Here is a 23,146-nt window from a genome sequence, read left to right on the forward strand (position 1 = left end):
CCGGATCAGATCACGTCGCGGGCGTCGCGATCATCCTCGGCGGGACCGTACATGTTGATTTCCATCCCGCAGCGGATCTCGCGGGCTTTCGGCTTGGACCAGCGCATACAATACCTCCGCTTTTGTATGTCGGTCCGAGTGTTCGCGCCCCGCGGGCAGCTGTCAACTGCGCCGCCCGCCATCTGCGATGAAAGGTGCAGACGGGGGCCGGGCGGTTCAGTGAAAATCGTGCGGAGGCGGGCTGATGCGGACATCGCAGGGAAGGGCCTCGTGCTGGCGGGCATCGGGCGGCTGTCCTCGTCGGCGCGCGACATGGGCGGGGCCAGCCCCTCGCCAGACAGCCGCCACAGCACCGCGCTGCGGTGACAACTGTCGGGGCCGGAAGCCAGCGCGCGCGCTTTCGCACGTCCGCTGGCGCCTGAGAACGGGCTTATCGGAAGCCGAAGTAGTGGTGCTGAGCCACGGTACGGTGTGTACGCAAGAGTCACCGACATCTTCGCCGGCGTCGATTTCGCACGGCTCCTGATCGCTGATGAAGCGCACAGTCGAGGGAAATAATGCCGACCCCGCACGAACGGTACCGGTCATTGCGTTCACCCGACAGGGGCCGACGACTATCTCGCGGCGTACTGGAACGGATTTGTAAATGGCCATTATGTCAGCCATGGATCGGGTTCCAAGAGTTCCGAGGGTTATTTCAGGCAGGGGAGGCTCCGCGGAGCCAATCGGTGGACCGCTTTCGTCTCAAGAGTTACCTGCGAAGACGGATGCGCCTGATGGGTAAGTTTGACGGACCACAAACTTAGCCACTAAGCGCCTCCCTCACGCCCCTTACTCGCCGCCGTTCAAACCCTGCTGCCTGATAGACCTTTCTACGCGCTCGAGGTGCCTGTCCATGGCCTGCCACGCAGCCTTGGTATCGGCAGCGCAGAAGGCCGCGACGACGGCATCATGCTCACAGCACCGCTCGGCGATCTGCTGTGCGTCAAGGACCGGAGCGCGTTCGGCGTGCCATCGCGTCATGGCGCGGACGGCGCGGATTTCTTCATAGACGCGAAGGAACAGAATGTTGCGCGACATTTCCGCGATCCGGTGATGGAAGATCTCGTCGGCTGTTTCGTAAGCCGCCGGGTCAGTCGCCGCTCGGCAGCGGTCAGCAAGTTCGCGAAGCCCGGCGATATCGGTGTCGCACGCGCGCAGAGCCGCAAGGCTAGCGAGACCCGGCTCGATCTGACGGCGAACTTCCATCACGTCGGCAGGCGAAATGGCGGTCGCAAGGGTGCGAAGCCTCTGCCGGCCGGTGGCGGGGGTCGGCACCACGAACGTCCCCTGTCCCTGCCGGCGAAAGACCGCGCCCTCCGCCTCGAGCTTGGCGAGGACGCCGCGCAGCTGCCCGCGCCCGACGCCCAGTGTGGCGGCCAGCTCGCGCTCGGGCGGTAGGCGGCCGTCGCGGCGGGCGTCGGCGGCCACATTGCGCAGTTTCTGGAGGAGTTCGGCGCTCATCGTACCCCGCTTAGCAGATCGACCCACATCCGCAGCGAGGTCAGCAGCAGGAAGATGCCGAAGGCCATCCGCAACCGGCGCCGGTCGATGCTGTGCGCCAGCCGGACCCCATAGACCGCCATCCACGTGGACAGCGGGATGATGATCGCCGCGAGATAGAGGTTCACATAGCCCAGCGACATCGGCGGCAGGCCGGGCTGGCCAAGACCGGTCGCGGCGTAGATGAGCGCGCCGGGCAGGCCGATCAGGAAGCCGATGGCCGAGGAGGTGCCGACCGCCTTGCGGATGTCATAGCCAAGAAAGTTGAGGATCGGGACGCCCACTGTGCCCCCCCCGATCCCCATCATAGCGGAGATCCCGCCGGTGAATACGCCCAGCAACGCCCAGACCGCCGCAGGGAACCGTTGCGGTTCGACGTCGCCCGTGGGCCTGCGCAGCATCATGTCAAATGCCACGATCAGCGCGATGATGGCGAACACCGCCACCAGCACCCAGCCCGAGACATATCCGCCGATCAGCGAGCCGACGACCACGCCCAAGAGAGTCCACGGCACCCAGCGCCGGATCAGCGCAAGGTCCATCGCGCCGCGCCGGTGATGCGCCAGCCCTGAGGACAGCGAGGTGAACACGATGGTAGCCAGCGAGGTGCCGACCGCGACCTGCATCGTCCGCGCCGGATCCATGCCGGTCAGCGTCAGAGCGAATTAAAGAATCGGGATGATGACGATCCCGCCGCCGACGCCGAGAAGTCCGGCGATGACGCCGCCGATCACGCCCGAGACCGCCGCCAGTCCGGTCAACTCAAGCAGATGACTGGTCTCGATTCCCAGGATCATCGCGCGCTGGTCCCCGCGGCCGGGCCGGTGGCAATCGAGCGGGTGGTCCCGCCGCGCGCCGCCTCGGCGTCGGCGATAGCCTTGTCGACGCCGCTCCGGTCAGGCTGGCCGGAAAACCGCGCCTCAGTCGGAAGGATCGCCGCGACGTGCAGGTAGCGCTCGGCGGCGACCTCCATCAACCGCGCGAGTTCGGCCAAGGGATCGCCGTGATCGTCGACGCGCAGGTCGAGATGCGGATAACGCTCGCCCCGTTGAAGCATCAGGCGACAGGCGCAAAAGGGGACCCCGCGCTAAAGTTTCGGCCGCTCGCGAGGTGGCTTCACGACCAAGATCATCTGCGGATCAGTGCGGCAGGCCGGCGCATGAGAACCGAAAACACGGCTGGGCAGACATTGGACTACCTCGGTTTTGATCTGGTCATGGCTGACAACCAGCCCGAGCCAAGCGTTTTGCTCGCAGACCTCGGCTACGACTCTGTCAACATCCGCACGACCATCGACGTGCGCGAAGTGGTGCCGGTCATCCCCATGTCCAAAGCTCGGAAGCTTCGGGTCGCCGTTGACCGCAGGCTGGACCGCCCGCGCAATCGCGTCGAGCGGTGCTTCAACAAGCTCAAGAATTCCCGTCGCGTCGCCACCCGCTACGACAAGACCGCCAAAAGGCTCCTTAGTTTTATCGACATCACGTCAATTCCCTTGTGGCACCGCTATTCGTCAACGTGTTCAAAGGACTCCTCACAGCGTCCGCCCAGCCTGATCTCTCACGGCTCCGTAGTATCGATGGGAAGTGCCGTCGTCGCCTTGATCCGCTCCATCGAAAACTTCGACGTCACATTCCGGCACGGCAAGCGGCGGGTGAAGTCCAGATAGAAACTGTCGTACGCCGCGGTGTCCTCGACCACGACCTTCAGCAGGTAGTCGACCTCCCCTGCCATCCGGTGGACCTCGACGATCTCGCGATACTCGGCCACGAGCGCCGCAAAGGCGTCGCGCCAGTCCTGGCTGTGATCGGCTGCGACGATCTCGACGAACACCGTCAGACCGAGGCCGATCCGTTCCGGCGGCACGATGGCGACGCGGCGGTCGATCACGCCCGCCGCCTCGAGCTTCTGCACGCGCTTCCAGCAGGGGGTCTGGGCAGTCCGACACGATCGGCGAGTTGCGCGACGGGCAGGGTCGCGTCCATCATCAGTTCGTGCAGGATCTTGCGGTCGATCCGGTCGAGCGCCGCGGACTTGCCAGTATTCAAATGCGGCTCCGATTCTTCGACAGGCATTCGGACATGCGGCGTTCGGGGGCCCGGGCGACGACCCGCAGCCGGTTTGGAGAACCGCTCATCGGGGCACCGTGCTCGTCGTTCCGGCCGCCATCGCGTCGGCCAGCCTTGCAACCTGGTCGCGGATGTCGGGAACGGCGGTGATTTCCCAGAATGCGGCGCGCGCGGCGGGCCCGATGGCGTAGATCCGGCGCGAGGGGGCACCGTTCCGGGCAATCACCTCGCACTCAGCGGTGACGTCCAGGCTGATCCGCAAGGGATCGATCCGCCCCTGACCCGAGGCCAGCAGATCGGCGATCAGCGGCGTCGCGTTCCGCTCCGGGTCGCGGCGGATGCCGCGGCAGTCGATGATGCGGGCGGCCGAGATCCGGGTCGCGGCGACGTCCCCACGCGGGCGAAAGGTGACGCAGCGACTGCCCTCGGCGTCGACCTCGGCCGTCAGGAAATGCCCGCGTTGCAGGACCAGCTGGCCCGACCGAAGCGCCCCGGCCACTACGGCGGCCGAGGCGGGGGGGATGCGATGGCGGTGGATGTCCCACCAGGTGGCGGCATGGCGCAGGAAGCGCGCACGCTCGGCAGGCGGCAAGGCGCGCCAGAGGTGGCGGACGTGCGGCCGCACGCCATCGACGGCATCGCGCCAGGTTCCTCCCATGCGTTCCGCCGCCCGTGCACGACGACGCAGCCACTGGGTCAGGACAGACATCGGCGCACCCAGCGGAAGGTCGGTCAGATCGATGGGCAGCGGTCGCGTCGGGGCATGGTCGCGCGGCAGAAGGCCCCGGCGCGAGATCGACAGGATCGGGCCGCGATGCCCTGACTTCAGCATCGACAGGACGCAGTCGACCATGGTCAGCCCGCTGCCGACGATGACGATGCGGTCGTCGGGGTCCACTGGCCGGGGGTCTGACCAGGGTCCGCTCAGCGCGCCCTCGGGATCCGGGGCGGGCTGGACATGCCCGGTGGCCAGCACCGCCATGTCACCGCTCAGCACCTGACCATCGTCCAGCGTCGCGGCGACGCCCTCCGGCACGTCGCGCAGGCGCACGCAGGTCTTGCGCACGCAGCGCAGGCGCCCGTCCGAGCCGTCACCCGACCAGGGCTCGAGCAGGCTTGCCATGTAGGCGCCATAGGTGGCCCGGCCGACGAAGCATTGCTCGGTCACACCCTCCCCCTCGGGTCGGACGCGCAGCCAGTCGAGGAAATGGTGCGGGCGGTCGGCAAACCCGCTCATGTTGTGGACGCGGGTGTTCAGCAGGTGGTCGGGGTCGGTGGTCGAATAGGCGACCCCGCAGCCCAGCATGTGGCGCCCCTCGACGATGGTGACGCGAAACCCCGTGTCCGGCCGCGACAAGAGATGCGCGGCCATCATCACCCCGCTCGCACCGCCGCCGATGATCAGCACATGCGGCCCGCGCGGGGGGCGGGCACCGGCATCCTGATCAGGAAAGGGGCGCATCTCCGTCATGCCAACGAGACGAGGCAGATCATCCCGACCAGGCCCGCGACCGACATCCAGATCCGGGGAGTGACCTGATCGTGGGGCCGGTCGCTGGCCGGGACCTGTCCCGCGGCACGCGTGCGGTAGATTTCCGAAGGGAAACGTCCGTCAAGCATGATGGTCTCCTTCTGAGGATCGGCGTCCGGCAGACGTGGTCAAGATTCGGATCGTTCCTTATCTTTAAATATCGACCAACTTAGTCGTGTAAACCATTCTCTTTTGGGGCCCCGCAGAGAAAGGGCGTTCTTCGCGCCGCCCTCGCCAACCCTGCCGCATCCTCGGTCTGGTTGCCGTGGAATCGACCATGACGGGAAGATTGCGCCGCCCGGCAGGCCACGCCCGCACGCAGCCCCCGAGGGGCCGTTTCGGCAAACCTCCGCTGTCCGCGCCACCCGCGGCAGAAGTTTCAACCTCTTTTCGGCCGCATCTTTGGAATGGCCAGACGGGGCCGCATCCAACATTATACACGACAATATAGATAGATATTTAGGACACCACGATGCCGCAGCAACTCATTGGAATCTCGGGAAGTCTTGGACGCCCCTCCAAGACCCACGCCCTGGTCGGGGCGGTCGCGGCACGGGTCTCGGCCCAGTTCGGCACCGCCGCCAGCCTGCATGATCTTGACGCTTTCGGGCCCTCGCTCGGTCAGGCCCGCAGCCTCGCCGATCTGGCGCCCGAGGCGCAGCCGCTGGTCGATCAGGTGATCGCGGCCGATGCCCTGATCGTCGGCAGCCCGGTCTACAAGGGCAGCTATACCGGGCTGTTCAAGCATCTCTTCGACCTGCTTGAACCGGCCGCACTGGCCGGAAAGCCTGTGCTGCTGACGGCGACGGGCGGCGGGGACAAGCACGCGCTGGTGATCGAGCATCAGTTGCGTCCCCTCTTCGGCTTCTTCGAGGCGGTGACGCTGCCCACCGGCGTCTATGCCTCGACCGCCGATTTCGCCGAGGGCCAGCCTGCCGCGCTGCCGCTGCTCGCCCGGATCGACCGGGCCGTGGCGCAGTTCACCCCTTGGCTCAGGCGACCCGTCACCGCCAACGCCGCCTGACATTCCTCACATTCCCGATGCCGCCAGCACGCCCATGGCGTGACCGAAGTCGGCTTGCCCGAAAGGACCCAAACCGTGACCCTGCATCAGACGTTCGACGCGTTGCGCGCGGGAAACATCCTGCTCGTGACCCCCCGGATCGGGGCCGAAATCCGCGACCTCCGCCTGTCGGCCGACCTGCCGCAGCCGGTGATCGATGCCCTGTGGCAGGCGCTTCTGCGCCACAAGGTGCTGTTCCTGCGCGGCCAGTCCCATCTGGACGACGCCGCGCAAGAGGCCTTTGCCCTGCGTCTGGGCGAGCTTGACCCCCACCCCACCCAGCCCGTCGTGGCGGGCTCGACGTCGATCCTCGAACTCGACTCGAGCCGGGGGGGCGGGCGCGCGGACCGGTGGCACACGGATGTCACCTTCGTCGCGGCCTATCCCAAGGCGTCGGTCCTGCGGGGCGTCGTCATCCCCGACCATGGCGGCGACACGATCTGGGCCAATACGGTGAGTGCCTATGCGGACCTGCCCGCGCCGCTCAAGGCCCTGGCTGACAGCCTTCGCGCGATCCATTCCAACGCCTACGACTATGCCGCCGACAGGCCCGCGGCGCGCGCGATCGACGTGACATACCATGCCGAGGTCTTTGCCTCGGCGGTGTTCGAGACCGAGCATCCGGTGGTCCGGGTCCACCCCGAAACCGGCGAACGCAGCCTGCTGCTGGGCAGCTTCCTGCAGCGCTTCACCGGCCTGTCGCGCGAGGATTCGGCCAGGGTCTACGACCTGCTGCAGGCCCGCGTCACCGCCCCCGAAAACACCGTGCGCTGGCGTTGGCAGGCGGGCGACGTGGTGATCTGGGACAACCGCGCGACCCAGCATGTCGCGGTCAACGATTACGGCGACGCGCACCGCGTCGTGCAGCGGGTGACGCTGGCCGGCGATGTGCCGGTCGGCCCCGATGGCCGCGCCAGCACCCCCCGAACCGCCAACTGATCCCCCGAAAGGAACTACACCATGACCCAGACCCGCAAGATCCGCCTTGGCGCCTTCCTTCCCGGAGGCGGCCAGCACATCGCCGCCTGGCGCCACCCCGACAGCCCCGTCGACGGGGCCACCAGCTTCGACTTTCACGTCAGGCTCGCGCAAGAGGCCGAACGCGGCCTGTTCGACGCCTATTTCCTGGCTGACGGGCTCGCCATCGCGTTCGGCGCCGGGGTCGAGGGTGGCAATGCCAAGATCGCCGGGTTCGAGCCGGTGACGCTCTTCTCGGCGCTGGCCCCCCTGACGAAGAACCTCGGCTTCATCGCCACCGCATCGACCACCTACGAAGAGCCCTACAACCTCGCGCGCAAGTTCGCCTCGCTGGACCTGATCAGCGATGGCCGCGCCGGATGGAACGTGGTGACGACGGCGACGGACGGGGCCGCGCATAACTTCAACCTCGACCAGCAGCACCCGCACGCCTTCCGCTATGCCCGCGCGGCCGAACACGTCGATGTCGTCAAGAAGCTGTGGGACAGTTTCGAGGATGACGCCTTCATCCGCGACAAGGCGTCGGGCCGGTTCTTCGACCCCGACAAGGTGCACACGACCGACCACAAGGGCACGCATTTCAAGGTGAAGGGGCCGCTGAACGTCAGCCGGTCGCCCCAGGGCCACCCGGTCATCGTGCAGGCCGGGCAGTCCGAGGACGGCCGCGGGCTCGCGGCGGCGACGGCCGAGGTGATCTTCACCGCCCACCAGAAGCTCGAGACCGCGCAGGAGTTCTATCGCGACATCAAGGCCCGGGCGCGGGGCCTCGGGCGCAACCCCGACCACATTCTGATCATGCCCGGCGTCTCGCCGTTCGTCGGCCGGACGGAAGCCGAGGCGCGCGAGAAATACGAGCGCCTCACCAGCCTGATCCTGGAAGAGGACGGCATCGCGTTGATCAGGGGGCTGACGGGCGGCACGCTCGACCTGACGGGGGTGGACCTCGACGGGCCCCTGCCGCCGGTGCCCCCGACCGAGGGCATGAAGTCGCGCCAGACCCTGATCCGTCAGATCGCGGACAAGAACGACTTCTCGATCCGGCAGCTCTATCAGTGGGTTGCGAGCGCCCGGGGCCATTTCACCGTGGTCGGCACGCCGACGCAGATCGTCGACACGCTGGAAGAGTGGTTCACGAACGAAGGCGCCGACGGCTTCAACATCCTGCCGCCGTGGCTGCCGACCGGCCTGACCGATTTCGTGGACCTCGTGATCCCCGAGCTGCAGCGCCGCGGCCTGTTCCGCACCGCATACGAAGGGCGGACCCTGCGCGAGAACCTCGGCCTTCCGTTCCCCGAAACGCGCTGGGCGGCCCTGCGCCGCACCACCCATGCCGCGGAGTGAGCCATGACCTACCAAAGCCTCGATGACTCCGCCCTCCCCGCCGCTGGGTCGGCCACCCCCGGCGCGGCCTTGCTGCGCCGCGGGGCGGCCGGTGCCGCCGTCGCGGTGCGCCGGTTCGGGCTAGTCGCCGCCTTTCTCGCCCTCTGGCAGGTCGGCTCGACCCACGGCTGGATCAACCCGACGATCTTCCCGCCGCTCGACAGGATCATCGCCGCCACCTGGACCGGCGTGGTCGGCGGGGCGCTTCTCGACGACATCGCGATCAGCCTGCAGCGGTCGGGCATCGCCTTTGCCGCCGCTGTCGCCGTCGCCATCCCGCTGGGCCTGTTCATGGGCCAGATCCGCGCCCTCGAAGAGGCGCTGGACCCGATCCTGCAGTTCTTCCGCCAGACCTCGGCGCTCGCGCTCTATCCGGTGTTCATCCTGCTGCTGGGGCTGGGCGAGACGTCCAAGATCTTCGTGATCTTCTGGGCGACGCTGTTCCCGCTTCTCCTCGCGACCATCGGCGGGGTCAAGGAGGTGGACCGCAAGCTGATCGAGATGGCGGCCACCTTCGGCGCCTCGCGGTTGACGACGTTCCGCCGGGTCGTCCTGCCCGCCGCCGTGCCCGCGATCTTCGTCGGGCTGCGCCTGTCGGCGACGACGGCGCTGCTGCTGCTCATCGCGGCCGAGATGATCGGCGCGAACAAGGGCCTCGGGTTTCAGGTGATGAACGCCCAGTACAACTTCCAGATCCCGCAGATGTTCGCGGCGATCCTGCTGCTCGCGCTGCTCGGCCTGTCGGCCAACGCGGCCCTCGTCGCCCTGCAACGGCGGCTCTGCCGCTGGGCCGACGTGACGAACTGACCCCCTCCTCCCCTCTCGACCAAAGGACCACCTCCATGATCGCCACACTCCGCATCCTCGCGGCTTCGACCGCGCTGGCCTTCACCCTCTCGCCCGCCTGGGCCGATGTGAACCTCCGCTACCTCTCGAGCCAGGGCGGCCTCTCGGCCTTCGAACTGGCCGACGAACTCGGCTACTTCGAAGGCACCGGCATCACCTTCGAGAACGTCGGCTACGCCCAGGGCGGCCCGGCGTCGCTCGTGGCGCTGGCCGGGGGCAGCGTCGAGATCGGCTCGGCCGCGACGGCCGCCGTCCTCAACTCCATCGCCGCCGGCAACGATTTCGTCGCCGCCTATCCCTCGAACGGGATCAACGACGAGGCGCAGTCGGTCTTCTACGTGCGCGATGACAGCCCGATCAAAAGCGTCGCGGACATCGTCGGCAAGACAATCGCGGTCAACACGCTCGGCGCGCATCTCGACTATGTCGTGCGCGAAGCGCTTCACCAGAAGGGGCTGCCCGAGGACAGCGCCAACCTGATCGTCGTGCCGGGACCGCAACTGGAACAGGTCCTGCGCTCGGGCCAGGTCGATGTCTCGGCATTCGGCTACTGGCAGACGACGTTCACCGGCGCGGCCCTGCGGAACGGCGGTCTGCGCGCGGTGTTCGACGATACCGACGTCCTGGGCGAGATCGCGGGCGGCTTCGTCGTCCTGCGGCGCGACTGGATCGAGGCGCATCCCGAAGAGGCCCGGATCTTCGTCGAGCAATCCGCCCGTGCGCTGGATTACGCCCGCGACCACATCGCGGAAACGCGCCAGATCTTCGCCCGCGTCTTGGCCGAACGCGGCGAGAATGCCGACGTGGCGCAGTACTTCGCCGGCTACGGCGTGCGCGAGGGCGGGTTGGCGGTCGACCACGACATCCAGTTCTGGATCGACGTGCTGGAACGCGAGGGCGCCGTGAAGCCCGGCCAGCTCACGGCCAAGGATATCCTTTACGTGACGGGCGACGCCCGACCCCGAACTGAGGCAAAGTCATGACTGTGGACGCGTCCATCCGCCGCGGAGAGGTCAAGGTTCGTGCCCTCTCCAAATCCTTCGCGCTGAACGGCCAGCGCCTGAACGTGCTGCGCAACCTCTCGCTTGACATCCGGGGGGGAGAGGCGCTGGCCATCGTCGGCCCCTCGGGCTGCGGCAAGACCACTTTGCTGCGCGTGCTGGCGGGCCTTGAGACGCCCGACAGCGGCGGGGTGCTGATCGACGGGCAAGAGGTCAGGGGCGTCGGCACCGAACGGTCGATCATCTTCCAGGAGCCGCGCCTGCTGCCCTGGCTCACGGTTCTGGGCAATGTGTCCTTCGGCCTGACGGTCCGCGGTGTGCCCCGGGCCGAGGCCGAAGCGCGCGCCCGCCGTTACATCCAGCTCGTGGGCCTGGCCGAGTTCGCGGACGCCTATCCCCGCCAGCTGTCGGGCGGCATGGCGCAGCGGGTGGGCATCGCCCGCGCGCTCACCGTGCAGCCGGAAATCCTGCTGCTCGACGAACCGCTCGGCGCGCTGGACGCGATGACCAAGCTGACCATGCAGGAGGAGCTTGCCCGCATCTGGCGCGAGGAAGGCGTGACCCTGATCCTCGTCACCCATGACCTCGAGGAGGCGATCTACCTCGCCGATCGGGTGCTGGTGCTGCCGAAAGAGAAGGGCGCGGTGCCGCGGTTGATCGACGTGGGCCTCGCACGCCCACGCGACCGCAGCGAACCCCGCTTCGTCGAGATGCGCCGCCGCCTGATGGCCGAGTTCGGTCTGCATTGACGGGTCGGCTGGGATCGTGCGAGGGACCAGCGCCCTTGGCGGACCTTTACCTGTGAGACGAGCGCCTCTCTGCCGGGCCGAGCTTGCGCCGGCCTCCCGGGATCGCAATGCTCGGCAGTTGGGCTCGACCCGAGTAGACCCGCCCTTACTCAGCCGCCTTGCGGATGATCCGATAGGTGGTCCGCTCGCTGATCCCCAGCACCTGCGCGACCTTCTGGCGGTTGCCGCCGTAGCGATCAAGCAGCAGGTCGATGTAGCGGGCGCGCAGCTCCTCGGCGGTGGGCAGGTGGTCGAAGCTCAGCACCACGCCGCCGGGGGCCGGTCGGGCGCCCGGCGCGGGGCGCAGGCCGAGGTCGGCCGAGGTGATCTCGGGGGCGTCGGCGGACATGATCACGCCGCGGTCCACCGCGTTGTGCAGCTCGCGCAGGTTCCCCGGCCAGTGGTGGCGCACCAGCGCGTCGATCGCCTCGGGGGCAAAGCGCTTCTCCACGTCGCGCTGGAAGCTGCGCGTCTCGAGCAGGTGGTGGGCGACCGCCGGGATGTCCTCGGGGCGGTCGCGCAGGGCGGGCGCGTGCACCTCGAGCGTCGAGAGGCGGTAGAACAGCTCGTCGCGGAACGTGCCCTCGGCCACCCGCGCCTTGAGGTCGGCCGAGGTCGTGGCGATCACCCGGATGTCCTGGCCGATGAACTGCGTCCCGCCGATCCGGCGCACCCGCCCCTGTTCGAGCAGCCGCAGCAGGGGGGCATAGATCGTCTCGGGCAGGCGCTCGATGTCGTTCAGCAGCAGCGTGCCGCCCTGCGCCTGGGCGAGGATGCCGCGGCCGACATGGCCCTGCCCCTCGCTGCCGAAGAGGTCGGCGGGGGTGAGGGTCGAATCGCAGTCCACCGCAACGAGCTGGCGGCTGGCGCGGCCGCTGGTCGCGTGGATCACCTGGGCGATGGCGGACTTGCCGGTGCCGCCCTCGCCGGTGATGAGGATCGGGGCGGCGGCGTGGGCCACCAGCTCGATGGTGCGGCGCAGCGCGCCCATCACCGGGCTCTGGCCCAGCATCGCGTTCTGCCCGGGCGCGGCGCGGCTGCGCCAGAACTCCACATCGTCCTGCAGCCGGCGCACGGTGCAGATGCGGTCGAGCGCGCGGGCGAGGATCGGCAGCGGCGCGCCGGCCGGCAGATAGTCGGCCGCCCCGGCGCGGATCGCCTCAAGCGCCTCGTCCACCGACGGCTCGGCGGTCAGCACGATCACCCCGCAGCCGGGCGACAGCTCGGCCAGCAGCGCCGGCAGGTCGGGCAGGCCGGCGTCGAGCAGGATCGCCGCCGGGATCGCCTCGTCGATCAGCCGCTCGAGCGCAGGGCCGTCGGCGCCGCGGCGCACGGGATAGCCCGCCTCGGCCAGCGTCGCGGCGGCCGCGTCGAGGCGCGCTCCGCCGACGACCACGAGATCGGGGGCCGCAGGGGTCACGCAATCACCTGGTGCAGGCGCTTGCCGTGCGGGGCCGCGCGGCAGATGCGGCAGAGGTCCGGGGCCGCCTCGGTGGCCGCCGTCACCGGCTCGTGCACCGAGACGCCGCACATCCGGCAGCGGAAATCGTGAAGCGGGATCGGTGCGGCTGCCTGGGCCATCGGCTCGACTCTCATCGCGGCGGGGGCACAGATGTCCACGCATAACGCGCAGCCGGTGCACCGCTCTGCGGCCACAGTGTAGCGCAAGACTCCGCCCTCGCTGTCAAGCGCCAAGACCTCTTCGGGGCAGATCCTCAGGCAGGCGTCGCAGCCGATGCAGAGTGCGGGGTCGATGCGGGGGACGTGCCGGAACCGCGGCGCGGCGCCCGGCAGCGCCTGCAGCTCGCGCAGGGCGGCGGCGGGCTCGGCGGGAGCGGCAACCTCGCCCGCGGTGGCGAAGCGGGCGAAGAGCCGGCGCCGCGCGGGGTCCACGGCGGCGCGTTCGTCCAGCGCGGCGCGGGCCTCGGCGGGGGTGGCGGGGCGCAGCTCGATCCCCGCGCGGCCGCGGTCGGCGGCCAGCGCGTTGAGCCGTGCGACCCGGTCGAACAGCGTCTCGGGCGGGCAGAGCGGACAGGCGGCGCAGTCGGGCGTCGCCACCGCGATCCGGTGCGGGCCGGCGGCGAGAGCCGCGTCCGACAGAGCGTGGATGCAGCGCGCCACCGCGGCGCGGGCGGCGCCCGGCCATTCGCGGCACATCGCCACCGCGGGTCCGGCCGCTCCCAGAGGGATCAGCACCTCGGGCGGCGAGGGCGCCAGCGCCAACGCCTCCTGCGGGCAGGCGGCGACGCAGGCGCCGCAGCCCGTGCAGGCTTCGGCGAAGATGAAGATCTCGGGGCCGGCGGGGAAGATGGCGTCCTCGCGGCAGGCATCCTCACAGGCCTGGCACGAGGATTCCTCGAGCCTCGCATGGGTGCAGCGCCCCTCGCGCACCGCAGAGACGGACCCCGCGGCGGATGCAGAGCCGGCGGGCGCCGGCCCGCCCGGTTCGGCCTCGCGCGGGGGGGCTACCAACTTTCGGCGACCCCGGGGATGAAGCGCTCGGGCTCGTCGGGGGTCACGGCCTGGGCCTGCGGCAGCGGCGCCACCGGCCCGCGGCGCACGCCCGAGACCTGCGCGATCAGCTCGCGCAGCCCCTCGAGGTAGGTCGCGGTCAGCAGCCCACTGGCCGCGATCAGCGGCTCGGCCGCGCGGGCGGCGACGCGGCGGCCCCACTCGGGCACCCAGGGCAGCACGTGCAGGTCCATGAACCGCCCCGCATCGACGGCCGCCACCTGCGTCCCCAGCCCCAGCAGGTGCTGCACGAACTGAAGCTCGTGGACGATGTTGTCGTCGCTGCGCCGCCGCCAGTCGGGGGTCGAGAGGCCGTAGTGCTCGTACCAGTCGCGGACCGCGAACATCGGCTCTTGCCGCTCGAGGCTTTCGACGGTCATCCAGACCGAGCCGTTGGGCGAGGCGCGCAGCCCGTGGGTGATGTGCACCTCGGCCCAGGCGGCGGCCACGAGGTCCATGTCGGCCTCAACCGGGTCGTCGGGCAGCGCGTCGAGCGCCTCGGCCAGCGCGGCGGCGGCGGTCTGGCCGTCCTCGCCGGCGAGGATCGCGGCAAAGAGCGCGGGGGCCTCGGCCTCCTTGAGGCCGCGGACCAGCGCCGCGTCCGGCTCGCGGTCATGCAGGCGGATGATGAGGCCCAGCGCCTCGGCCGCCGCGGTCAGCGCCGCCTGCCCCTCGGGCGACAGCTTCGCGGGCTCGGGGCGGGCGCTCTCGTCGGCGGGGCCGTGATGGTGGTCGGCCCCGCAGCCGCAGTCGTGGGTCGCAGCCTTGGTCGTCTCAGCCATCCACACGGCCCTTGGAATGGGGGATGAAAACGATCGAGGGCTTCGTCAGGTCGGGGTCGGCCATCCCGCGGACCTGGCTCACAACCTGATCGTTCGGGCCGCGCGCCTTGGTCTGATAGGTGCCGTCCCTGAGCTGGTCGATCGGGCCCACGTCCAGCACCCGCATCATGCAGGCGCTGACGCAATAGGGCTTCCGCCCGGCCTCGAGCTCGTCGATGCACATGTTGCACTTGGCGACCACGTTGCGGTGCGGGTCATACTGGGGCGCGCCGAAGGGGCAGGCGGCCTCGCATTTCCGGCAGCCGATGCAGAGGGTCGAGTCGATGTCCACCACGCCGTTGTCGGCGCGCTTCCAGATCGCCCCGGTGGGGCAGGCCGGCAGGCACGCGGGCTCGGCGCAGTGGTTGCAGGACATGTTGATCTTGAAGGCGAAGACGTTGGGGAAGATCCCGCCTTCCACGTACTGCACCCGGCGGAAGCGCGGCCCGGCGTCCAGCCCGTTCTTGTCCTTGCAGGCGATCTCGCACGCCCGGCAGCCGATGCAGTCCACGTTGTTGTGGATGAAGCCCATCTGCATCTCGGGCACGACCGGCACATAGCGCTCGCGCTTGCGCCGGGCGGCGTTCTCCTTGATGCGCGCCTTGATGGCGGCGCGCTCTTCGGGGGTGGGCGGGGTGTGAACCCGGACGTCGCTGTTCGTTGCCATCGGTCGAGCCCCCCTCAGAGATCGCGGCGGAAGACGTGGCTGCGGGCGGTGGACAGCTGGTCCCAGCCCGGCCGGTGGATCAGGTCGCTCTTGGCAATATCCACGAGAACCGTGTTGTAGGCAAAGGCCCCGGCGGGCGACGGCTCATCGAGCGTGAGGAAGTCGGGGTTGCCCGACCGGTCCACGCCGTTCGAATCGAGGTCCATCCACGCGCCCTCATGCAGCACCGCGACGCCCGGCATGCAGCGCTCGGTGACGTAGACCGGCGTGACCACCTTTCCGCGCTCGTTCCAGACCTCGATCGTGTCGCCGGTCTGGATGCCCAGGCGCTTGGCGTCGGCGGCGTTCATCGTCGTCTCCTGGCTGAAGGTCTCGCGCAGCCAGGGGATGTTGTTGAAGATCGAGTGCGTGCGCCAGCGCGGGTGCGGGCTGATGAGGTGGAACGGATACTTGGCCGTCTTGGGGCTGTTCAGGCTTTCCCACGGCTCGATCCACTTCGGGATCGCCGGGATGTGATAGCCGTACTGGGTCCGCGTCCAGTCGGTGATCTGCGCGAGCTGGCCCGAGAAGATCTCGATCTTGCCGGAGGCGGTCTGGAATGGCACCCCCTGCTCGATCTGCGCGCGGAAGGCGACGTGCGGCTCGGGCAGGATGAACTTGTAGACGCCGCGCTTCTTGAACGTCTCCCAGCTCCAGTCGACGTGCTGGTGTTCCTGCACCTTGTGCCACCAGTCCACGAGGTAAGCCTCGTCCACCTCGTCGGGGTCGTTGAAGTAGTTGCGGTTGGCCTTGGGGTTGTAGGCCTCGCCGAAGCCCAGCCGATAGGCCAGCTCGGTGAACACCTGAAAGTCGGTGCGGCTTTCGCCCATCGGCTGGATGACCACCGGGCGGTGGATGTAATAGTGCCCCTTGTACCAGGGCAGGGCGACGTCGTGCCGCTCGAAGTGGGTGGCGATGGGCAGCAGGTAGTCGGCCCAGATGCCGGTCGGCGTGATGGTCGAGTCCATGCAGACGAGCAGGCTTTCCCCCTCGCCATAGCTGTCGAGGCGGCGGATCGCCTCGATCTCCTTGTTGATGTTGGTCAGCTGGTTCAGCCAGTCCGAGCCCTGCCAGAAGATGCCGCGGATGTTCGGCACCACCCCGTCCAGCTCGTCGCTGCGCGGCCATAGCCCCGCCTCTTCGCGCCGCACGTTGGGATAGTTGAGCACGATATGCGCCCAGCGGTCGGACTTGATCGAGGCCCACCAGAGGTTGGCGTTCTGGTCATAGGGATAGGCCACCGCCTCGGGGTGCCAGGCCTTGCCCACGCCCTCGGCACAGCCGCCGAGGATGCCGATGTTGCCGGTCATCGCCTGAAGGGCGGCGGCCATGCGGTTGTATTGCTCGCCATAGGCGTTGCGGCCCGGTGCCCAGCTCGCCTTCAGCGCGGCGGGCTTGGTCGTGGCGTACATCTCGGCCAGCTTGCGGATGTCGTCGGCGCTGACGCCGCAGATTTCGGCGGCCCATTCGGGCGTCTTGGGCGTGCCGTCATAGTCCCCGCGCAGATAGTCACGGAAGTTCTCGTGCCCCTGCGCCCAGACCGGCATGGTGCCGGCGTCCATCCCCTGCACGAAGCGGTTGATGAACTCCTGATCGTGCAGGCCCATGTCGAAGATGTGGTAGGCCATGCCCGCCATCATCGCCGCATCGGTGTTCGGCTTGATCGGGATCCACCACGCGTCATAGGCGGCGGCCGAGTCGGTGTACTGCGGATCGACCAGCACGAACTTGCAGCCGCGCTGCTTGGCCATCCGCATGTAGTAGAACGTGTTGCCGCCGTGGAACGTATAGGCCGGGTTCCACCCCCACATGATGATCAGCTTGCAGTGGGCGTACGCGTCGTCCTCGTTGCCGTCCTCGATGGTGCCGAAGGTCATCCGGCTCGAGAACGTCGTCCCCTGGTAGGACGGCACCGACCACGAGTTGGTGCGGCAGCCGAACATCCCGAGGAAGCGGCCCAGCAGCCCCTCGATCTGGTCGGACTTGTGCAGCACCCCGTACGAGGCGCCGGCGTAGGACTGGTCGAGCAGCGCGGTCGGGCCATAGGTGGTCTTGAGGTGGACCATCCGCTCGGCGATCTCGCTCAGCGCCTGGTCCCACGAGATGCGCTTGAACTTGGCCTCGCCGCGCGCGCCCACGCGCTTCATCGGGTAGAGCAACCGCTCGGGCGAATAGAGGCGCGCGCGGTAGCTGCGGCCGCGCAAACAGGCGCGGACCTGCGGCTTTTCCTCGGTGTCGGTGCCGTAGGCGTCGCCCTGATAGGTGCCGTTGTCGGTCGAGAGGCGCACGATCACGTCGCCCTTCTTGTGCGCGACGAGCATGTGGCGGCTGCCGCAGTTGTGCGCGCAGGACGTCACCACCGTCTCGAGCTCGTCGTCCTTGGGATAGGGCTCGTAGGCGAAGGCCTCGGCCCGGCGCGGCACGGACGGCAGCACGAGGGCGGTGGCGGCGGTGGCGGTCGCGGTCTGCAGGAACTGGCGCCGGGTCGGGGTCAGCGCGCGCGCCCAGGCAGCGGGGTCGAGCAGCGCGGTCAGCATCGGTCGGGTCATGGCTTGGTCCCCTTTCGGCTCAGTTGGCGGGGGCAGCGGCAGGCGCCGCCGCATCGGGCGAGGCGGGCGCCGGCGCGACGGCACCGGGCATCGCCGGCGGCGCGTCGGGCGGGGTCGCCCCCGTCGAGGTGCCCGGGTTGTTCGGCGGCAGCCGCGCCTCGTCGGTCACCGGGCTGCCGTCCGCCTGCGGGTCGAGCGGCGCCACGCCGGCGTCGGGCGCGGTCGGCAGCGTCGGATCGGTCGGCGGCTGCGCGCCCATCACCGGCGCGGGCTCGGCCGGGCCGCCCGAGGGCACACCCGAGGCGCTCGGCGCAGCCGCGGCCTGTTCGCCCATCGGGTCGGTCGGCAGGGTGGCGGGGTTGACCGCCGGCCCCTCGTCCTCGTCCCAGCCGGGCGTCGGGTCCGAGTCGGGCATCCGCCAGGCCACGTCGCTGCGGGTCTGCCGGCCCAGCGCCCAGTCGGGCACCGTCTCGGTGTCCATCCCCGGCCACGCAGTCCGCGGATAGGGATACGAGGTGCGGAACCACGCCCGCCCGCCGTGGCAGCCATAGCAGGTGTCCGACCCGGCCTGCGCCAGATCCTCGATGCTCGCCGCGTTGAGATAGGTTACGTTGTGGCGGTTGGTGCGGAAGGTCTCGGCGTGGCAGGACAGGCAGCCGTTGGCCAGCGTCGGGTCGTCCGAGGTGGGGTCCTCCATGTCCGCGCGGACCTCGGGCCAGGGACCGCCGAGGCCCATGATGTTCACCGGGTCGGGCATCTGGCCGTGGCAGCGCAGGCAGGTATCGGACGGGTTGACCATCTTGCGGTTGGTGAACTCGGGCTGCACGGGCGAGCTGAAGGCGTGCCGCCCGGGCATCATGTCCGGGCTTTCCTCGCGCGGGTCGTTGCCCTTGTGGCAGAAGTTGCAGGTGAGCTTCATCGTCGCCTTGGCGAAGTCGCTCTCCATATGCCGCCAGTGGAAATCCTGCTGGTCCTGCATGTAGGTGTCGAGGGTCTGGTACCACGCGATGGTGCTGTCGGCCCGCAGCCCGGCGGGGCTGGCGACGGCGACGTTGTGGTTCAGGATTTCCTTGTGACAGGCGAGGCATTCCGAGTCCGTCGCCGTGGCGATCGCGGGCTGGAAATGGATCGGGTGATAACGGGCCCGCTGGTAGTCCATGCCCGGCAGCGACGCCTTGAGCGCGGCGAGCTTCTCGCCGATGGCGGCGATCTCGGCGTCGGTCTCGCCGGGCGGGTCGCGGTGCTCGACCTGCACGATCTCGCCCTGCGGCAGGGCCGAGACCTCGGGGGCACCCTCGGGGCGGGCGACGCCGGCGTTCGGGGTCTCGCCGCCGGGCGAGAGCGTCTCGGGCGCCGGGTTCTCGGCCAGCGGCGGGGCGGTGCCCGGCGCCGTCTCGACGGCGACCTCTGCCCGGGCGGTGCCCGGCGCGACGCTGGCCGCGGGGGTGGTGGTCTCGGCATCCGCGGGGGCGGGTGTGGTCTGCGCCGGATCGACGGCCGCAGCCGGGGCCGGATTGGTCGCTGCGGCCTCGGCTGCGGCGGGCGCAGCGGGCGCGGCCTCGGGGGCCGGCGCGGCGGCAGCGGTCGTCTCGGGGGCAGCGGCGGCGTCAGCAGCAGGGGCTGCGGCGTCAGCGGCGGCGGGCGGGGCGGCGGCGGCAGGCACGACCGGATTGTCGGACTGCTGGCCGAGCCACGCCACGAGCGCCTTGCGCTCTTCGGGCTTCTTGATCCCGGCAAAGCTCATCGTCGTGCCGGGCACGATCGTCTTGGGCGCGGCGAGATAGTCCTCGAGCAGTTCCGGCGTCCACGGCTGGCCCGCCCGCTCCTGCATCGACTTGGAATACTTGAAGCCCTCGACCGAGGCGGCGGGGCGGTTGACCACGCCCCAGAGGTTGGGGCCGACCTTCTTGGCGCCGTCCTTGGTCACGGTGTGGCAGGTCGCGCAGAGCTTGAACAGCTTCTCGCCGTCCTGCGCGGCCAGCGGCGCGGGGTGGGCCAGCAACGCCGCCGCACCCAGAAACAGCAACCCCGCGCCCGTCGAGGGGCGGGTGGGAATAGGAAAGATGCGGCTGGCCGTGATCTGCTGGCGTGTCATCGTGGTGTCCCTGGCTGGGCAGGCGCAGCCCTGCCTCGTGCTGTGACCGGGCGGCGTGCGCCGCCCGGTCGATGCGTGCTGGGGTCAGTTCTTGGCGGTGGTGTACTGGGTGCAGGCCCAGGTCATGCCGGCCGGAGCTTCGCCGGCCATGCCGGACATGCCCGACATACCCGACATGCCACCCATGCCGCTCATCCCCGACATGCCGCCCATGCCCGACATCCCGGACATGCCGCCCATGCCCGACATCCCGGACATGCCGCCCATGCCCGACATGCCGCTCATGCCGCCCATACCGGACATGCCGCCCATGCCGTCCATGCCCGACATGCCACCCATGCCGCCCATACCCGACATGCCGCTCATGCCACCCATACCGGACATGCCGCCCATGCCGTCCATGCCCGACATGCCACCCATGCCGCCCATGCCCGACATGCCGCTCATGCCACCCATACCGGACATGCCGCCCATGCCCGACATGCCGCCCATACCGGACATGCCGCTCATGCCGCCCATGCCCGACATGCCACCCATGCCGCTCATGCCCGACATGCCGCCCATACCGGACATGCCGCCCATGCCGCCCATGCCCGACATCCCGGCCATGCCACCCATGCCGACCATCGCGGCAGCAGCGGTCGGCAGCAGGGTCCACTGGGTACAGGCCCAGCCGTCGTGGCCAGCCATGCCCGACATCCCGGACATCCCGGACATGCCACCCATGCCGGACATCCCCGACATGCCGCCCATGCCGGACATGCCGCTCATGCCACCCATGCCGGACATCGACTGCGCCGACGCCGCCGACGCGGCGGTGCACAGGGCCACGATCGCGATCTTCTTCACCAGGCTCATTTCCAGTCTCCCTTGAGGTTAAGTGTCGTCCCGTTCTCCGGGACAGTCATCGCGCGAGGCGATCCGTGTCCGCGCTGTGCCAGCCGCGGATGTCGTAAGGCCCCGGCATGCCGGGATTGCCAAAGAAGAAATGCCACATCCCGACATCGTCGAGGAATTGAAGCGAGGGCGGATAGGGCTTCGAGATCCCGTGCAGCGCCCGCTCGTACCAGGCCGAGGACTTGCGCACCGCCACGATGTGGGGCACCGCCGCCGGCCGGCGATCCGGCGCCAGCCCGGCGATGTAGCGCAAGGGCTGGACGGCCCCGACCTCGGGCGGTGGCGCCACGGCGGCGGGCGCGGGCACGGTCTGCGCCGCGGCGACCCCGGCCGCCCCGGCGGCGAGCGTGGCCGCGAAAATCAGAGTTCGGATCGTGGTGCTGGCGGCGCGAGCCTGCTGGCGCATGACGACAACCCTTCGCTGTGGTTGGCTTGACGTTACCCTGCCCGGCACGATGCGCTCGGGTAAACAGTCTCGTGATCGGGTTGATAAAGGAAAAATCGTGCGCCGGGCGTGACCGGACTGCCATTCTGTCAGGTCGGGCCGAAGCGCATCAAAACTCGTAACTTCTCGCCCGCTGACAGTTTGTCAGGCCGTGTCAGATTGGGCAGTCTGCGACATAACGCCACGCTCGGCCGCGGCTTGCCGGCGCCCCCGCCGGGCCGCACCCTCGGCCGCGTTTCACCGCCCAGACCCCGAATCGGAGGCCCCATGCGCGACCAGATCGAAACCGCCATCGACGCGCTGCCGGACGCGGCGGGCACCCCGGGCCGCTGGGTCGCCCGCGGCCTGATCCGCGTCGTCAGCCTCTCGGGCGGGGCCTCGGCCGGCGGCGCCGAGATTCCCGGCGCCACCGCCCGGTTGGTGGTCGAACCGACCCTGCCCGAGGCCGACCGCCCGGCGCTCGAGGCCGCGCTGCGGGCGCTGCCGGGCACCCTGCCCGGCCTCGCCGCGGTCGAGATCGCCCATGCGACCGCCGTGCCCGACCTCGGCGGCGCGACCCGCCCGGCCCCGCGCGAGCTGGCGGGCGTCGGTCACGTCATCGCCGTCGGCGCCGGCAAGGGCGGGGTCGGCAAGTCGAGCGTCGCGGTCAACCTCGCCGTCGGGCTGGGCCAGCGCGGGTTGCGGGTGGGGCTGCTCGACGCCGACATCTTCGGCCCCTCGGCGCACCGGATGCTGGGCGCGACGGGCCGCAACGTGGCGCGCGAGGACGCGCTGATCCCGCTCAGCGCGCACGGGGTGGCGCTGGTCTCGGCCGGCTCGCTCTTCCCGCCGGACTCGGCGCTGATCTGGCGCGGGCCGATCCTCGTCAACACCCTGCGGCAGATGCTGTTCGACGTGGCCTGGCCGGCGCTCGACGTGCTGGTGGTGGACCTGCCGCCGGGGACCGGCGACGTGGCGCTGACGCTGGCCCAGCAGGTCGACCTGACCGGGGCGATCGTGGTCACCACGCCGCAGGACATCTCGCTGATCGACACGCGCCGGGCGCTCGACCTCTTCGACCGGCTGGAGGTGCCGGTGCTGGGCGTGGTCGAGAACATGAGCACCCATGTCTGCAGCGCCTGCGGCCATGAGGAGGCGATCTTCAAGACCGGCGGCGGGGCGGCGCTGGCCGAAGCGACAGGGATCGAGTTCCTCGGCGCGCTGCCGCTCGACGGCGCGGTGTGCGAGGGCGGCGACGCGGGCGCGCCCTTCGTGCTCGAGGACGGGCCGGCGGGGCGGGCGATGGGCCGGGTCGTGGACCGGATCGCGGCGCTGCTGGGCGCGGCCTGAGGGGGGGGCCTGACCAGCGGCTGCGGCGCGGGTCAGCGGGCGGCGCTTGGCCGACTGCCGCAGCGCTTAAGCTTACTCGGCCACCTTGCGGACGAACTGGGACTTGAGCCCCATCTGCCCAATCCCCGGGATGCGGCAGTCGATGTCGTGGTCGCCCTCGACCAGCCGGATGCCCTTGACCTTGGTGCCGACCTTGACGACCGCCGACGAGCCCTTGACCTTCAGGTCCTTGATGACCGTCACAGTGTCCCCGTCGCGCAGCACGTTGCCGACGCTGTCGCGGACCTCGGGGGCCTCGGCGTCGCCCGCACCGGGCTGCCACTCATGCCCGCACTCGGGGCAGGCAAGCCCCGCGTCGAGCGCGTAGGTGAAGCTCGATCCACATTCGGGGCACGGAGGCAGGGCGTCGGTCATGCCCGCGCCTATAGACCCCGCGGCGCGGCGAGGCCAGAGCCCCGCTTGACAGCCGCGATCGGGGCCCCGTATATGGTTTCAAATGCAACGACCTTGGGGAGAGGGGCGATGCAACTCTTACCCCATACCCGACCTGCCCCGCTGCGTGGCCTCCGGCGTGCTGGTGCTGCGCGTGATTCCCTGC

The 23,146-nt window shown here is 69.6% G+C and carries 23 protein-coding genes and 2 pseudogenes; 8 read left to right on the plus strand and 17 right to left on the minus strand.

Going from position 1 to position 23,146, the window contains the following annotated elements; genetic code table 11:
• Window positions 1-5: 5 nt before the first annotated feature.
• From pqqA to BLW17_RS11040, 5 genes are all read right to left on the minus strand, one after another.
• Window positions 6-107: a pyrroloquinoline quinone precursor peptide PqqA gene (gene pqqA, locus BLW17_RS17810; RefSeq protein ID WP_036701654.1), complete on the minus strand. Its 102-nt coding sequence runs from the start codon at window positions 105-107 to the stop codon at window positions 6-8.
• Window positions 108-831: 724 nt separating this feature from the next.
• Complete coding sequence (locus tag BLW17_RS11030) at window positions 832-1,503, minus strand: FadR/GntR family transcriptional regulator (RefSeq protein ID WP_036731365.1); 672 nt, start codon at window positions 1,501-1,503, stop codon at window positions 832-834.
• Complete coding sequence (locus BLW17_RS11035; RefSeq protein WP_331429076.1) at window positions 1,500-2,186, minus strand: sulfite exporter TauE/SafE family protein; 687 nt, start codon at window positions 2,184-2,186, stop codon at window positions 1,500-1,502. Before BLW17_RS11035 ends, BLW17_RS11030 begins: the two co-directional genes overlap by 4 nt.
• A 21-nt stretch (window positions 2,187-2,207) precedes the next feature.
• Window positions 2,208-2,339 carry a hypothetical protein gene (locus BLW17_RS18890; RefSeq protein ID WP_331429077.1) on the minus strand — a complete coding sequence of 44 codons (132 nt, stop codon included), beginning with the start codon at window positions 2,337-2,339 and terminating at the stop codon, window positions 2,208-2,210.
• Window positions 2,336-2,599: a hypothetical protein gene (locus BLW17_RS11040; protein WP_052176198.1), complete on the minus strand. Its 264-nt coding sequence runs from the start codon at window positions 2,597-2,599 to the stop codon at window positions 2,336-2,338. The genes BLW17_RS18890 and BLW17_RS11040 overlap by 4 nt, the downstream gene beginning before the upstream one ends.
• Here BLW17_RS11040 and BLW17_RS11045 point away from each other — a divergent pair.
• Window positions 2,594-3,058: pseudogene (locus BLW17_RS11045) on the plus strand (IS5 family transposase); the annotation flags it as partial. The gene BLW17_RS11040 and the pseudogene BLW17_RS11045 overlap by 6 nt on opposite strands.
• A gap of 41 nt (window positions 3,059-3,099) precedes the next feature.
• Here the strand turns inward: BLW17_RS11045 and BLW17_RS11050 are convergent.
• The 3 genes and pseudogenes from BLW17_RS11050 to BLW17_RS18150 form a co-directional block, all read right to left on the minus strand.
• Window positions 3,100-3,614 (minus strand): annotated as a pseudogene (locus BLW17_RS11050) (Lrp/AsnC family transcriptional regulator).
• A 58-nt stretch (window positions 3,615-3,672) separates the two neighbouring features.
• Entirely contained in the window at window positions 3,673-5,016 is a 1,344-nt protein-coding gene (locus BLW17_RS11055; protein WP_244507327.1) for an FAD/NAD(P)-binding protein, read from the minus strand.
• A 59-nt stretch (window positions 5,017-5,075) separates the two neighbouring features.
• Window positions 5,076-5,228: a hypothetical protein gene (locus BLW17_RS18150; protein WP_156116109.1), complete on the minus strand. Its 153-nt coding sequence runs from the start codon at window positions 5,226-5,228 to the stop codon at window positions 5,076-5,078.
• A gap of 383 nt (window positions 5,229-5,611) precedes the next feature.
• On the opposite strand from BLW17_RS18150, the gene msuE reads away from it, so the two are divergent.
• The 6 genes from msuE to BLW17_RS11085 all read left to right on the plus strand — a co-directional run bounded on the left by msuE (window position 5,612) and on the right by BLW17_RS11085 (window position 11,156).
• Window positions 5,612-6,163 carry an FMN reductase gene (gene msuE, locus BLW17_RS11060; protein ID WP_036731371.1) on the plus strand — a complete coding sequence of 184 codons (552 nt, stop codon included), beginning with the start codon at window positions 5,612-5,614 and terminating at the stop codon, window positions 6,161-6,163.
• A gap of 75 nt (window positions 6,164-6,238) precedes the next feature.
• Window positions 6,239-7,141 (plus strand): TauD/TfdA dioxygenase family protein, encoded by a 903-nt coding sequence (locus BLW17_RS11065; RefSeq protein WP_074826574.1) that lies wholly within the window; start codon window positions 6,239-6,241, stop codon window positions 7,139-7,141.
• Window positions 7,142-7,162: 21 nt separating this feature from the next.
• A complete protein-coding gene (locus BLW17_RS11070; RefSeq protein WP_036731374.1) occupies window positions 7,163-8,521 on the plus strand; it encodes an LLM class flavin-dependent oxidoreductase in 1,359 nt (452 codons plus the stop codon).
• Window positions 8,522-8,524: 3 nt separating this feature from the next.
• On the plus strand, window positions 8,525-9,367 hold the full coding sequence (locus BLW17_RS11075; protein ID WP_036731378.1) for an ABC transporter permease: 843 nt from the start codon (window positions 8,525-8,527) through the stop codon (window positions 9,365-9,367).
• 35 nt (window positions 9,368-9,402) lie between these two features.
• Window positions 9,403-10,389 carry an ABC transporter substrate-binding protein gene (locus tag BLW17_RS11080; RefSeq protein ID WP_036707657.1) on the plus strand — a complete coding sequence of 329 codons (987 nt, stop codon included), beginning with the start codon at window positions 9,403-9,405 and terminating at the stop codon, window positions 10,387-10,389.
• A complete protein-coding gene (locus tag BLW17_RS11085; protein ID WP_036731381.1) occupies window positions 10,386-11,156 on the plus strand; it encodes an ABC transporter ATP-binding protein in 771 nt (256 codons plus the stop codon). The genes BLW17_RS11080 and BLW17_RS11085 overlap by 4 nt, the downstream gene beginning before the upstream one ends.
• A 145-nt stretch (window positions 11,157-11,301) precedes the next feature.
• Here BLW17_RS11085 and BLW17_RS11090 read toward each other — a convergent pair whose 3' ends face one another.
• The 8 genes from BLW17_RS11090 to BLW17_RS11125 form a co-directional block, all read right to left on the minus strand.
• Entirely contained in the window at window positions 11,302-12,615 is a 1,314-nt protein-coding gene (locus tag BLW17_RS11090; RefSeq protein ID WP_052176200.1) for a sigma-54-dependent transcriptional regulator, read from the minus strand.
• On the minus strand, window positions 12,612-13,667 hold the full coding sequence (locus tag BLW17_RS11095; RefSeq protein ID WP_081969061.1) for a 4Fe-4S dicluster domain-containing protein: 1,056 nt from the start codon (window positions 13,665-13,667) through the stop codon (window positions 12,612-12,614). The genes BLW17_RS11090 and BLW17_RS11095 overlap by 4 nt, the downstream gene beginning before the upstream one ends.
• A complete protein-coding gene (locus tag BLW17_RS11100) occupies window positions 13,661-14,488 on the minus strand; it encodes a TorD/DmsD family molecular chaperone (RefSeq protein ID WP_036731388.1) in 828 nt (275 codons plus the stop codon). Before BLW17_RS11100 ends, BLW17_RS11095 begins: the two co-directional genes overlap by 7 nt.
• Complete coding sequence (locus tag BLW17_RS11105; RefSeq protein ID WP_081962799.1) at window positions 14,481-15,194, minus strand: 4Fe-4S dicluster domain-containing protein; 714 nt, start codon at window positions 15,192-15,194, stop codon at window positions 14,481-14,483. Before BLW17_RS11105 ends, BLW17_RS11100 begins: the two co-directional genes overlap by 8 nt.
• Window positions 15,195-15,208: 14 nt before the next feature.
• Window positions 15,209-17,782 (minus strand): molybdopterin-containing oxidoreductase family protein, encoded by a 2,574-nt coding sequence (locus BLW17_RS11110; protein WP_197055247.1) that lies wholly within the window; start codon window positions 17,780-17,782, stop codon window positions 15,209-15,211.
• 19 nt (window positions 17,783-17,801) lie between these two features.
• On the minus strand, window positions 17,802-19,877 hold the full coding sequence (locus tag BLW17_RS11115; protein ID WP_052176203.1) for a c-type cytochrome: 2,076 nt from the start codon (window positions 19,875-19,877) through the stop codon (window positions 17,802-17,804).
• Window positions 19,878-19,961: 84 nt separating this feature from the next.
• Complete coding sequence (locus tag BLW17_RS18335; protein ID WP_197055248.1) at window positions 19,962-20,735, minus strand: hypothetical protein; 774 nt, start codon at window positions 20,733-20,735, stop codon at window positions 19,962-19,964.
• A gap of 46 nt (window positions 20,736-20,781) precedes the next feature.
• Entirely contained in the window at window positions 20,782-21,180 is a 399-nt protein-coding gene (locus BLW17_RS11125) for a hypothetical protein (protein WP_052171824.1), read from the minus strand.
• Window positions 21,181-21,486: 306 nt separating this feature from the next.
• Here BLW17_RS11125 and BLW17_RS11130 point away from each other — a divergent pair, with 306 nt between their 5' ends.
• Entirely contained in the window at window positions 21,487-22,548 is a 1,062-nt protein-coding gene (locus tag BLW17_RS11130; protein ID WP_052176206.1) for an Mrp/NBP35 family ATP-binding protein, read from the plus strand.
• A gap of 72 nt (window positions 22,549-22,620) precedes the next feature.
• On the opposite strand, the gene BLW17_RS11135 is transcribed toward BLW17_RS11130, so the two are convergent.
• Window positions 22,621-22,962, minus strand: coding sequence for a zinc ribbon domain-containing protein YjdM (locus BLW17_RS11135; RefSeq protein ID WP_036731391.1), 342 nt, complete (start codon window positions 22,960-22,962; stop codon window positions 22,621-22,623).
• Window positions 22,963-23,146 lie beyond the last annotated feature (184 nt).

It is taken from the genome of Paracoccus sanguinis, assembly GCF_900106665.1.
Lineage (GTDB): Bacteria > Pseudomonadota > Alphaproteobacteria > Rhodobacterales > Rhodobacteraceae > Paracoccus > Paracoccus panacisoli.